At 48.0% G+C, this 11,530-nt stretch carries 12 protein-coding genes; 4 read left to right on the forward strand and 8 right to left on the reverse strand.

Annotation, left to right across the window (positions count from 1 at the left end; all coding sequences use genetic code 11):
• Positions 1-57 precede the first annotated feature (57 nt).
• The 3 genes from J3492_RS06335 to mnmC2 all read left to right on the forward strand — a co-directional run bounded on the left by J3492_RS06335 (position 58) and on the right by mnmC2 (position 2,904).
• Positions 58-387 carry a YciI family protein gene (locus tag J3492_RS06335; protein WP_207990966.1) on the forward strand — a complete coding sequence of 110 codons (330 nt, stop codon included), beginning with the start codon at positions 58-60 and terminating at the stop codon, positions 385-387.
• Positions 384-782, forward strand: coding sequence for an SH3 domain-containing protein (locus tag J3492_RS06340; protein WP_341534089.1), 399 nt, complete (start codon positions 384-386; stop codon positions 780-782). Before J3492_RS06335 ends, J3492_RS06340 begins: the two co-directional genes overlap by 4 nt.
• Positions 783-843: 61 nt before the next feature.
• Positions 844-2,904: a tRNA (5-methylaminomethyl-2-thiouridine)(34)-methyltransferase MnmC2 gene (gene mnmC2 / locus J3492_RS06345; protein WP_207990967.1), complete on the forward strand. Its 2,061-nt coding sequence runs from the start codon at positions 844-846 to the stop codon at positions 2,902-2,904.
• 112 nt (positions 2,905-3,016) lie between these two features.
• Here mnmC2 and J3492_RS06350 read toward each other — a convergent pair whose 3' ends face one another.
• From J3492_RS06350 to ffh, 7 genes are all read right to left on the reverse strand, one after another.
• On the reverse strand, positions 3,017-3,694 hold the full coding sequence (locus J3492_RS06350; protein WP_207990968.1) for a DUF4112 domain-containing protein: 678 nt from the start codon (positions 3,692-3,694) through the stop codon (positions 3,017-3,019).
• Positions 3,687-4,604: a 4-hydroxybenzoate octaprenyltransferase gene (gene ubiA / locus J3492_RS06355; RefSeq protein WP_207990969.1), complete on the reverse strand. Its 918-nt coding sequence runs from the start codon at positions 4,602-4,604 to the stop codon at positions 3,687-3,689. Before ubiA ends, J3492_RS06350 begins: the two co-directional genes overlap by 8 nt.
• A 36-nt stretch (positions 4,605-4,640) precedes the next feature.
• Entirely contained in the window at positions 4,641-4,889 is a 249-nt protein-coding gene (locus J3492_RS06360) for a hypothetical protein (protein ID WP_207990970.1), read from the reverse strand.
• A 70-nt stretch (positions 4,890-4,959) separates the two neighbouring features.
• The gene (locus J3492_RS06365; protein ID WP_207990971.1) at positions 4,960-5,847 is read right to left on the reverse strand and encodes a class I SAM-dependent methyltransferase; all 888 of its coding nucleotides are present in this window, start codon (positions 5,845-5,847) and stop codon (positions 4,960-4,962) included.
• 126 nt (positions 5,848-5,973) lie between these two features.
• On the reverse strand, positions 5,974-6,816 hold the full coding sequence (locus J3492_RS06370; protein WP_207990972.1) for an undecaprenyl-diphosphate phosphatase: 843 nt from the start codon (positions 6,814-6,816) through the stop codon (positions 5,974-5,976).
• 120 nt (positions 6,817-6,936) lie between these two features.
• Entirely contained in the window at positions 6,937-7,620 is a 684-nt protein-coding gene (tsaB, locus tag J3492_RS06375) for a tRNA (adenosine(37)-N6)-threonylcarbamoyltransferase complex dimerization subunit type 1 TsaB (protein WP_207991037.1), read from the reverse strand.
• 254 nt (positions 7,621-7,874) lie between these two features.
• Positions 7,875-9,416: a signal recognition particle protein gene (ffh, locus tag J3492_RS06380; RefSeq protein WP_207990973.1), complete on the reverse strand. Its 1,542-nt coding sequence runs from the start codon at positions 9,414-9,416 to the stop codon at positions 7,875-7,877.
• Between the two features lie 334 nt (positions 9,417-9,750).
• Here ffh and J3492_RS06385 point away from each other — a divergent pair, with 334 nt between their 5' ends.
• Entirely contained in the window at positions 9,751-10,542 is a 792-nt protein-coding gene (locus tag J3492_RS06385) for a cytochrome c biogenesis protein CcsA (RefSeq protein ID WP_207990974.1), read from the forward strand.
• A gap of 42 nt (positions 10,543-10,584) precedes the next feature.
• On the opposite strand, the gene purU is transcribed toward J3492_RS06385, so the two are convergent.
• Complete coding sequence (purU, locus tag J3492_RS06390; protein WP_243453138.1) at positions 10,585-11,523, reverse strand: formyltetrahydrofolate deformylase; 939 nt, start codon at positions 11,521-11,523, stop codon at positions 10,585-10,587.
• Between the last annotated feature and the right edge of the window lie 7 nt (positions 11,524-11,530).

Genomic DNA, 11,530 nt, shown 5'->3' on the forward strand with positions numbered 1-11,530 from the left:
CACTCAATGACTGCATGGTTCAATATTCCACACATACTCGACTATTAAGGAAGACTTATGCCTTTATTTGCTATTATCGGTCATGACGTTGCTAATAGCAGCGAGCAAAGACAGCTGACTCGTGCTGAGCATCTGCAGCGTCTGCAAGCATTAGAGGCTGAGCAGCGTTTAATCATTGCCGGGCCAACCCCGATTGAGCACGGCGACAGTGCTATGTCAGGTAGTATTGTCATCGCTGAGTTTGAATCTTTTGAGGCGGCGCAGACATGGGCAAGTGCTGAGCCTTACTTGCGTGACGGTGTCTATAGTCATGTTGACCTCAAGCCTTTTATCCATGTCCTGCCCAAGCCAGAAGATACCGCTACGGATAAGGTTACAAAATCGTGAGTCAGCTATCCATCCTTTTAAGATTTATAAGCTTACTGCTGCGTAGCAGTGCTAAAGTGGGGTTGGCATTAACTATCATGCTGTCAGCGATAACGGTGCAAGCCGCACCGACAGTAATTACCGACGATCCTGCGACAGAGACAGCTGCTACAGACACTACCTTTGCCTCTCAGATGCAGCCCTCAGATAATGCGCTATCAGACGCCAATCAACAGCTACTGAGCCGTAATGCGCAGTTGCAAAGACAGGTCAATGACCTGCAAACGCAAGTCAATGTTTTGATCTATGAAAGCAAAGGGCAGCTGTTTTTGTATGGCGCCTTCACTGTTTTAGTCAGCTTATTAGTCGGTGTGTTTATTGGTTGGTTAGTATTTGTACGTCGTGAGCGCTGGTAGCCCTTGTCGCTATCAGTAGCCCTAATAGATAAACCCTCTATAGTCTCTAATGTGATCCCTTATGTCTACCTCTGCCTCAAAAGCCACCGGCGCTGCTGCCACGTCTGCCCAAAACACTCATTCAGACATTATCATCCCCGCCAAGATTGTCTGGCAAACAGACGATACAGGCAATAAAGTGCCCGTGTCAGGTGAGTTTGGTGATGTGTATTTTTCGCATGCCGACGGCCTAGCAGAGTCACGTTATGTGTTTTTGGCACACAATCAGCTACCAGAGCGATTGGCCGAGCTTGCACCCAAACAGTGCTTTACTATCGCAGAACTGGGGCTTGGGACAGGTCTCAACCTATTGGCAACATGGCAACTATGGCGACAGCTGCGTGCCACCCATCCACATTTGGCCACTGCAAGACTGCACTTCATTAGTACAGAAAAATTTCCCATAGCCCGTGCCGATCTGACCCAGATACTTGCCCTATGGGGTGAGCGTGCGCCAGAGCTTGCAGCGCTCATCGAGCAGTTTTTAGCCGCCTACCCGCCTCTGATTGCAGGTTGTCATCGGTTACGCTTTTTTGAGGACAATTTGACCGTTGATATTTGGCTGGGTGATGCAGCGACCAGCTTAAGTCAGTTGGCTTTGGACACCTCTCTTGCAGCGCCACCTTCTATCGACGCTTGGTATCTGGATGGCTTTGCACCCGCTTGCAATAGCACCTTATGGGCAGATCAGATATTTGCGCAAATGCAGCGCCTATCACGCCCTCATACGACTGCGGCTACTTACAGCTGTGCTGGTGTGGTCAAACGAGGCTTACAAGCCAGTGGCTTTATCATCAAGAAGGTCAAAGGCTTTGGGCGTAAGCGTGAGATGCTGACCGCTATTATGACTGACCCTGACTATTCAGAGGATATTGAGAGCGAACATAATAGCCATAACTCCGACATATCCCATAGCATCGTCATTGGTGCTGGCGTCTCAGGGCTGCTCACCGCTTGGACGCTGGCCAATCATGGTATTCACGTCACCTTACTAGACAAGTTAGCGCCGCTGGCAGGCGCATCGGGCAACCCTCGTGCCCTGCTTGCACCCAAGATGACGCCTATCCATCATGTCGAGGAGCATCTGCATAGCATCGGCTATCTGTATAGCAGCAGGTTATATCGACAACTCAATAATAAGGCAGCACAGCAGCATACAGCGCCAGTACTTGAGCCTACAGGTGCGCTTGATCTGCTTATGAAAGCCAATATCGGTGTGGCGCAAATCGCTGATTATCCTGATGAGATGGCCACCACCTTGTCACTTAAGCAGGCACAAGATATCAGCGGCTTGAAAGAGCAAGATTTATCAGAGAACTTGTATTTACCGCAATCTGGCTTGGTCAATCCGCAAGCTTTAAAAAACGTTATCTTAGCGCATCCGCTTATTCAATTTCAGCAATTAGACGTTAATGATATCAGCGAGACTGCAAAAGAAGTCTTTGTTAAAGGCAGCCATCAGGATAAGCAAACGCTAACGCTCAGCGCTGACACTGTGGTGATTTGCGCCGCTTATGAGAGCCATCAGTTAGATCAGCGTATTTTTGATTGTCGTAAGATTCGTGGTCAGCTTTCTTGGTTTACCCCTAGTGCCGAACAACTTAAAAGCCTACCGACAATACCGCTTAAATATAGCGGCTACTGCACTGGATTTACGGCAAAACCTGGTGATAGTGAATTGAATGATGTGGTGGAAGGTGCAGCGCATTTCTTACTGGGCGCAAGCTTTATCCGCAATGATACAAACACAGACATCCGTCAAGATGAGCATCAGATGAGCCGTGATAAACTGGTCTCAGCCATTCCTGAGATGCAGTCCATCATCCCAACCGATACAGCACTTTGGCAAGGCCGGGCTGGCATTCGTACGCAAACACCTGACTATCATCCAATAGTCGGACAATTGGTAGATAGTCAACGGATTTGGGTAGTGAGCGCAATGGGCGCTAAAGGTTATGCGTTGGCACCGATAGGTGCTGAAGCCTTGGCAGATATGATGCTCGGCTCGTTTGCGCCCTTATCAGCGGCGATGCTGTCACGGCTATCGCCCAATCGTACGCGATTGCAGACGCCGCTGACTTAAAATATCTAACAATTGGGGTTATGGACATTTTTTATGTTGGTGTAAGGTCTAAAGCTACATACGGTCTGTATTGGCCGGCACTCAAGACCATGCAGCAAAAAAATATATCACTTCAACCAAAGCCCGTTGTCTTGCTAAACAGACCGACCAGCCAACTGAGCACTGCCCATAATCCCCAGCCAATGACCACAATGACGAGCAAACCAAGCATATCAGGGATATGCAAATACAACCACGCAACAACTGGGTTGCGCCAAAACCAGCCAAAGCGGCTTTGCTGCTGTTTGTCTTCTAAGGATTGATGCAAAAACGGCCGATCCATATGCATGGTCTCAGTGATGCCATACTCATGGTGCAAATGCTCGTGGACGATGCCCAAGGTCTTGCGACTGGGACGAATAAAAATATCAATGACCGTACCGACACCAGGCACGATACCAACCACCATATCAATGAGCGCCAATCTGACGGCTGGCGTCATCTTATGTGCTGGTACGCCCAGCTGCCGACCCAATATAAAGGCATAACTGGTTAAGGCAAGTCCCGCCAAATCACCAGCCAGCGGAATGGTCGACAGCGCCGCATCAGCACCCATGCCTTGCTTGGTAAACGGCACACGCACCAGCGAATCCATGGTATTGGCAAACTTTGCCAGTTTACGCTCAGTGGCGATGACTTGCTCACGGGTCAGTCCCTGCTCAGCCAGCTTGGCTTGATAGTCGATAATAGGCGCATTAGGGTCAGCAGCCTTTCTTGTTTTTCGTATCGAAAACTTATTTGGTTTATCCATTAAAAGTCGTCCATAGACAAGCAATAGCGATAAGTGCAAAGACGTAACGTCCGACCCATATGTTGGCCAAAAACGCCTGAAAACATGCTAAAGCTTGACGACTGGCACAAGCGCTGTTTTGTTTGGCAAACATCATCGCCACCAAAGCCAAACCAAATACGGGGATTATCCCTAAGACTGTCGGCGCAAAATAATGCCACATGACCACGCCCATGATGAGCAAAAATAACATTTGTAGTAATGAGATAATAATCACATCATAGCGGCCAAAGAGTATCGCCGTGGATTTTACGCCTATCTTAAGATCGTCTTCACGATCGGCCATGGCGTATTGGGTATCATAAGCCACCGTCCAGCACATATAAGCGATAAACAACAGCCAACACCAGATATCAGGCGCACCTTGTATCGCCACGTAGGCCATAGGTATCGCCCAGCCAAACGCTGCGGCCAAAAACACTTGTGGCAGATGGGTAAAGCGCTTCATAAAAGGGTAAATAAACGCCAACACCACTGCCCCAAGCGACCAGTAAAACACGGCAATGGGCAAAAACAAAAGCAAGCTGGCACTGAGTAATACCAACACTAAAAATGCGGCAACGGCTTCTTTGGCAGACAGACGTCCATCAGCGAGCGGGCGTCCTTTGGTACGAGACACATGACCATCGACTTTGCGATCGGCAAAGTCGTTAATCGCACAGCCTGCCGCCCGCATCAAAATCGCACCCAAAGCAAATAGTACAAATATCTTTAGGCTAGGCAGACCAGCGGTCGCCCCTTGCTGCTGCGCTTGTCCCATCGCTGCGAACATCACGCCCCATAAGGTCGGCCAGAGTAATAGCTCAATGCCTACGGGTTTATCAAAGCGTGTCAGCTGTAAGTAGGCGTGTAATTTATCTTGAAAGGTCATGGTTTTTTTATTGTCATTGATAGAAAAGTGGATTGATCACTGCAGTTGCTGCCACAATTTATTGGCTTCAATAAGTGACAGCTCAGGGTATTTCTTACGTAGCGCCTTAATGGCTGCCACTTTATTGTTTTGCGTTGCCTGTGCTTGCTGGTGCAAATATTTTAAGTACTCTTGTGAGCCTCTTAGCTCTTTGAGCGATGCTTCAAGCCGCAGAATACGAGTACGGAGCATGATATTTATCAACAATAACCCTGCACCCATGACCCATATGATTAGCGCTGACATAACCTGCTCCTAAATCCATTTATTATCCTAAATAACGCCTATCAAAAATAGACATCGCACAAAACAACCCTCACCCGAAATAGCCATCAAAACGCACCACGTCATTTTGCCAACGCTCATCAGGTGGGTGTTGCGCCAAAAATGGCGCATGTTGTGGACGCTTTACGACAACTCGACCTTGTCCCTGTGCGTGGTTGGCTACCATTCTTTGCGCCTCACCTAACAGTTGTTGTTCTTCGATCTGTGTTGGTGGTTGAGCCATCTGATGCAGCGCCTGCATATGTTTGCCGACTTTAGCACCTTTGCCCGACTTACTGTCTTGATAGCTGTCTTCTGGGAACATCGGATCTAGATACACCACATCGACTGGGTCATGCGGCGTTGTCGTTTGAGCTTGCCGTGCTGCAAAATAACTCAGCGCATCAATATTAATAATCTGTAGCCGGCTCATGAGCTTTTGCCAATTAGGCTGTGCACTCATGCGCTGCTGCTCTGCTAGTAGTAACAGCGCTATTAATGGCTGCTGCTCGAGCATAATGACCTGAGCGCCGGTACTGGCCAATATCAAGCTATCATGACCAAAACCTGCCGTGGCATCGATGACATGACTGTCCGCTGTGGTTTTGGCTGCTTGCAGCAATAGCTCAGACTTACGTCCAGCGCTGACCACTCGCCGCTGCAATTTATCCCATTCTGGTGCAACACTAAAACCAGCACTCAGCCATGACAGTTTGTTTTTTTCGTCCAATAACAATATAGGTTGGGTTGCTGTCTGGCTTAATTGTTGGCGACGTTTTTGATTGAGCTTATCGGTAAACAGCTCGGCATTTAACATGATTGGCAATTGATGCTGCTCTATCAAGGCCTGCAGGCGCTCAACCTGTGCTTGCTGCAACTCGCTCACATAAAGTAGGTGGCAATGTACAAAGGTGCTCGATGTTTTTTGCAAAGCATTCATGAAAGCCATCCTTTTTACTACTGCGACAGTTAAAACCATAGTTAAAACGCTTTAAACGACACAATGCTACTAACCAAACGCTACTACAGTGAATCTTAAAGAAGGGTACGACTATATCGTTAGAGCCTAGCCGGCCATTTGATAGCCAAAGCCCCAAGCCGCGACCAATACGATGATGCCCGTGACAATGCGCAACCAAGCAAAAATTTTGAAGTCACGGCGGCTGACCCACGCCACCAGCCAGCGAATACAAAGCAGGGCGACGATAAAGGACACCACGGTGCCTATGCCCAATACCAACCAGTCCTCGCTATTGGTCAATACGTCATAATGCTTGAGTAAATCCAATAATGCCGCACCGACGATGACTGGAATGCCTAAAAAGAAAGAGAACTCTGCCGACGCCTTACGTGAGACGCCAAGCCAAAGCGCACCAATAATGGTAGCACCCGAGCGTGATGTGCCAGGCACCAAGGCAAGACATTGAAACAGCCCTATCATCAGCGCTGTCTTTAAGCTGACATCTTCTGCTTCTTGCGCAATGATGGTTTTGGGCCGGTTTTCGACATAAAATATCAGCAGACCACCGATGATGAGCATGATGGCGACAGTAATGGGATTAAATAAATAGGTCTTAATCTCATCGGCAAAGGTAAAACCGACAATCATCACTGGAATGGTCGCCACGATTAAGCTCAGTCCCAGCTGTCTTGGGTTACTCATACCCTCTGCTTTACCCGTCAGCAAACCCATAAACGCCTGCCAGAGCCGCCCCCAATAGTCATAGATAACGGCTAAGATAGCACCAAGCTGCACCACCACCACAAACAAATCAACCTTGTCTTTGGTCCAAAACCCCATAACATCTGCTGATAAAATCAAGTAGCCTGTGCTAGAAATGGGTAAAAACTCAGTGATACCTTCAACGATACCCATGATCACAGCTTGAATTAATAACAGTATATCCACAATTGACTTCCTAAAAACAGGCCCACTGGCTGTCCTATATTATCGTTGTTTTGGCATGAGCTCATGCATCATTGATGCTAGATCTTTATTGGTTATAAATGGTTTTGATTTCAAAAAAAGCTACGCCTTGCCTTGCTCTTTGAGCGTTTTCCACGCTTGATTGCGCAGATATTTCGGCAGCGCGTGTGCCGCATCCGTACCACCAGAGGTCGCAAACTGAGCGATGCCTAACTGTCCTATCACCACTGCATCTGGCCAGACATCCTCATAACACTGCTGCTCCTTATATGAGGCCAATAGCGGCGCACCATTACCAACGATCGGTAGGCTAAGCTCTGTCTGGCTGTCATAGTCAAGCAGTCGCTCTGTATCTGTATGTGGCTCATCATAGACCGGCTGCATCATATCGCCTTGTAATCGATAGTGGCCAAAGTACACTTGCTGCATTCGGGCATCAAGGGCGCTATACACCTCGGTCAAGTCGTAGCGCTGATGGGCACACTGGGCGATCGCTTGTAGGCTTGAGACGCCTATACAGGGGATATCATGCGCCACAGACAACGCCTGCACCACGGCGGTATTGATTCGTATGCCACTAAAAGCGCCGGGACCTCGGTTAAAGGCAAGCGCCTTTACATCAGCCAAGCTGAGATCGGCCTCAAGCAGTGCTGCATCAATCATCGGCAGGATTTGCTGGGTCTGTTGCCGTTTACCCGTCTCAGTGTGACTAGATAGCACCTGACCATTGGTATCCAAAATGGCGATCGAACATTGGTCAAACACGGTATCCATTGCTAAAAACATCACAACCTCGGCTTATTTGTTTGGCTAAATCACAGTAGCACAAAAAACGCTCCACTAAATCAGCGCCTATCATAGCATTTAGGATAGACAAATTTTATGAATTTCTATATTTTTGCGCTCATGGGCGCTTTTATATTTAATTCATTCAGCGCTATTAAACATCAAAAACCTCAAAACCATAGCAGTTTTGAGGTCTGTATCAAACACACTTATTAAAACTGGCGTCTGTCTAGCAGACCTTAGTCGCTAAAAGCTTAAAAACGGGTTTTAAACTTTTTTGGCGCTTGGTCCTGTAGCTCTTGCATTTGCTTTTGCATCTCTTCGGTGCTCGGCATGTTGTTTGGGTCCAGTCCCATTTGCTTGGCCATCTGTGCTGGGTTCACATCTTTGGCACTGCCTTGTTGACCGCCACCAAACAGTGGACCACCGCCGCCAGCACCGCCGCCGCCCATCAAACCTTGCATCGACTTCATCATCTTGCTGATGCCTTCAGGCTTAGAGATCATTTTCATCATTTTTGCCATTTGCTTATGCTGCTTGAGCAGGCGATTGACGTCTTGAATCTCACGGCCTGAGCCGGCAGCAATACGGCGCTTACGACTGGGATTGATCTTATCTGGATTTTTACGCTCAAACGGCGTCATAGAGTTGATCAGCGCCTCCATCTCACGCACTTTTTCTTCTGGCTTGGCTTCTTCGACCGCTTTTTGCATTCCAGAGCCGCTCATACCCGGCATCTTGTCTAAAAAACCTGCCATGCCGCCCATGTTTTTCATTTGCTGAAACTGGGTCAGTAGGTCTTCTAGGTCAAAGTCGCCCCCTTTTTGTATCTTTTTCGCCATTTTTTCGGCTTTATCACGGTCGATTTTTTGTTCGACTTCTTCGACCAAGCTTAGTACGTCACCCATACCCAAGATACGTTGGGCGATACGCTCAGGGTGAAACAGCTCTAAAGCATCTAGCTTTTCGCCACGACCTAAGAACTTGATCGGCTTACCTGTGATCGCTCGTACAGACAGCGCCGCACCGCCACGAGCATCACCATCGGTCTTGGTGAGGATAACGCCTGTCAATGGCAAGGCATCATTAAAGGCTTTGGCGGTATTGGCCGCATCTTGACCTGTCATCGCATCAACGACAAACAGCGTTTCAGCAGGGTTGACGGCGGCAGTTAGCGCCTTGATCTCGTCCATCATGGTATCATCGATGTGCAAGCGGCCAGCGGTATCAATGATCAAGATGTCTTGATATTGGATCTTGGCCTCTTCGATAGCACGGCGAGCGATGTCAATCGGGTTTTCGTCTGTTGTTGAGTCGACAAACTTGGCATTGACCTGACCGGCAACTTGCTCAAGCTGTTTGATGGCAGCAGGACGATAGACGTCAGCTGAGACCAGCATGACTTTTTTCTTATGGCGCTCTTGTAAAAACTTGGCCAACTTACCAGCGGTGGTGGTCTTACCCGCACCTTGTAGGCCCGCTAACAGATAGACCACAGGCGGTTTGCCCGTCATCTCTAATTGCTGGTTGGCACTGCCCATCATTTCGGTCAGCTCATCATGGACGATTTTGACAAAAGCCTGACCTGGCGCCAACTCTTTGAGCACCTCTGCCCCTAGCGCCTGCTCTTTGACACGCTTCACAAAATCACGAGTGACAGGTAGTGCCACGTCTGCTTCTAGCAGCGCCATGCGCACTTCACGCAAGGTGTCTTTGATGTTGTCTTCGGTCAGTTGTCCCGTACCCACGATATTACGCAGGCTCGACGATAAGCGTTCTGTTAAGGTATCAAACATAAATAGCTCTCAGTTAAAATAATGTATCGTTAGTAATGTATGGTGAATAATGTATCGTTAATCATTGATCGTGACTACAGTGGTTCATTCAATTGGTTTTTGGCTCAGCTCAGCATTTATAAGGAATCAGCAAGATGAAGCTCAATTGATACCCATTTTATGATAAATTGGACGATTATTCTAATTAATCTGATAATACCACTTTAGTGGCACCATTCGCTGAAAATAAAAGGTTATGACTTATTGGATGCGCTATTGGTATCACCTGTGACAGTATATCGACTATACCGTGAGCGGCTCATTTGCGCTCATTATGAGATGAGGTTTTTTATCCGTGCATGTTGCATTTTTGATTGCTGGTTTGGCTTATATTTTAGTCAGTGTTCATATTGGTTGGGCACTGATTCAAGATAAGACCATTCACAAAAGCCTGAGTTTAGGACTGTTGGTGATCGGTATGCTCGCCCATGCGACGCTACTTTATCCCTCTATCGTCACTCTGTACGGGCTAAACTTTAACTTATTCAACACGCTGAGCTTGATCAGCTTATTTTTCTTATTGTTTTATGTGCTGTTTTGTCTGTATCGATCTATTCTTAGCCTCGGCATCCTCGCCGCACCGACGGCCTTGGCTGGACTGATCGTTGGTAACGTTGGCCGTGCGCCTTATCAGCCTTTGACTGATATCAGCATCGGCCTCGAAACCCATATACTACTATCGTTAGCTGCTTACTGTGTGCTGCTGATGGCGGCGGTACAAGCGCTGTTTTTGCGTCTACAGATTCGTGAGCTGAAGCATCAGACCATCCATCGTTTTTGGGTCAACAAACTGCCTTCATTACAAAGTATGGAGAGCTTATTGTTTGATATGCTGCTGGTCGGCTTTATCCTACTGAGTATCGCACTGGGTATCGGCTTTGTCTATGTCAACGACTTAATGGCCCAGCATATCGCTCATAAGACAGTCTTTAGCGTGCTGTCATGGTTGCTCTTTGGGGCATTGCTGATTGGCAACTGGCGAGCTGGCTGGCGGGGCAAGCGTGCGGCAAACATTACCATCTACGCCTTTATTCTACTGGCGATTGGCTTTGTCGGCAGCAAGTTTGTGCTAGAGATGCTGTTATAAGCTTAGCATGATAACTGCATCTCTTCTGGACTAAAAACCCTATCAGTTAAAAACCACGGTTTTGTTATCTGCCACGATCACTCGGTTTTGCACATGCCAGTTTACCGCACGGGCCAACACATTGCGCTCGATATCACGGCCGATAGCACGCAGCTCTATCACACTCTGGCGATGGGTCACTCGATGCACGTCTTGCTCAATGATGGGCCCTTGATCCAGCTCAGCGGTGACATAATGCGCTGTCGCTCCGATGAGCTTGACGCCTTTGTCATGGGCCTGACGATATGGGTCTGCGCCGACAAAGGCTGGCAAAAATGAGTGATGAATGTTGATAATCTGCATCGGCCAGCGTGTCACAAAATCAGACGACAGTATCTGCATATAACGCGCCAATACCAGCAAATCATTGCCTGCCATCAAGTCATGAATCTGCTCTTCTGCCTCTGCTTTATTGTCCTTGGTCACAGGGACATGATGAAATGGAATACCGAAGTTTTCTACCGCTTGGCGTAAGTCTTCATGATTACTGACGACGGACGTAATCTCACAATCCAATAAACCGCGCTGATGACGCCATAGCAAATCTAACAGTGCATGGTCAAACTTAGATACCAAGATGCCCACTTTAAACTTGATACTGTTGTCATGCAGACGCCACGCCATGTCGTAACGCTTGGCTACAGTATGCGCAAAGCTGGCTTCAAAGTTATCAATGATTGCGCTTAGCCCTGCTAGAGCAAACTCCAAACGCATGAAGTACTGCCCGCCTTCATGGGCGGTGGAGTACTGATCCAGAGTAATGATGTTGCCACCATAGCGATGGATAAACTCAGATACGGCCTGTACGATGCCCGCCTGATCACGGCATTTGATGAGTAGTGTGGCGGTATCGATAGCTGTCGGCACTGTGGTACTGGTAGCAGGTGTGCTTGAGGTTGTTGAGTTAGAAGTTGTGTTTGTTGACGTTGTAGTAGTTGACATAGTGCGC

Source organism: Psychrobacter coccoides, from assembly GCF_017498085.1.
GTDB lineage: Bacteria > Pseudomonadota > Gammaproteobacteria > Pseudomonadales > Moraxellaceae > Psychrobacter > Psychrobacter coccoides.

What these genes read in the sequence shown, in the direction of transcription:
- J3492_RS06360 (WP_207990970.1), bottom strand. Translation starts at nt 4,889, where the DNA reads ATGTCAGCGCTAATCATATGGGTCATGGGTGCAGGGTTATTGTTGATA.
- J3492_RS06365 (WP_207990971.1), bottom strand. Translation starts at nt 5,847, where the DNA reads ATGAATGCTTTGCAAAAAACATCGAGCACCTTTGTACATTGCCACCTA.
- J3492_RS06335 (WP_207990966.1), top strand. Translation starts at nt 58, where the DNA reads ATGCCTTTATTTGCTATTATCGGTCATGACGTTGCTAATAGCAGCGAG.
- ubiA (WP_207990969.1), bottom strand. Translation starts at nt 4,604, where the DNA reads ATGACCTTTCAAGATAAATTACACGCCTACTTACAGCTGACACGCTTT.
- tsaB (WP_207991037.1), bottom strand. Translation starts at nt 7,620, where the DNA reads ATGTTTTTAGCAATGGATACCGTGTTTGACCAATGTTCGATCGCCATT.
- ffh (WP_207990973.1), bottom strand. Translation starts at nt 9,416, where the DNA reads ATGTTTGATACCTTAACAGAACGCTTATCGTCGAGCCTGCGTAATATC.
- mnmC2 (WP_207990967.1), top strand. Translation starts at nt 844, where the DNA reads ATGTCTACCTCTGCCTCAAAAGCCACCGGCGCTGCTGCCACGTCTGCC.
- purU (WP_243453138.1), bottom strand. Translation starts at nt 11,523, where the DNA reads ATGTCAACTACTACAACGTCAACAAACACAACTTCTAACTCAACAACC.
- J3492_RS06350 (WP_207990968.1), bottom strand. Translation starts at nt 3,694, where the DNA reads ATGGATAAACCAAATAAGTTTTCGATACGAAAAACAAGAAAGGCTGCT.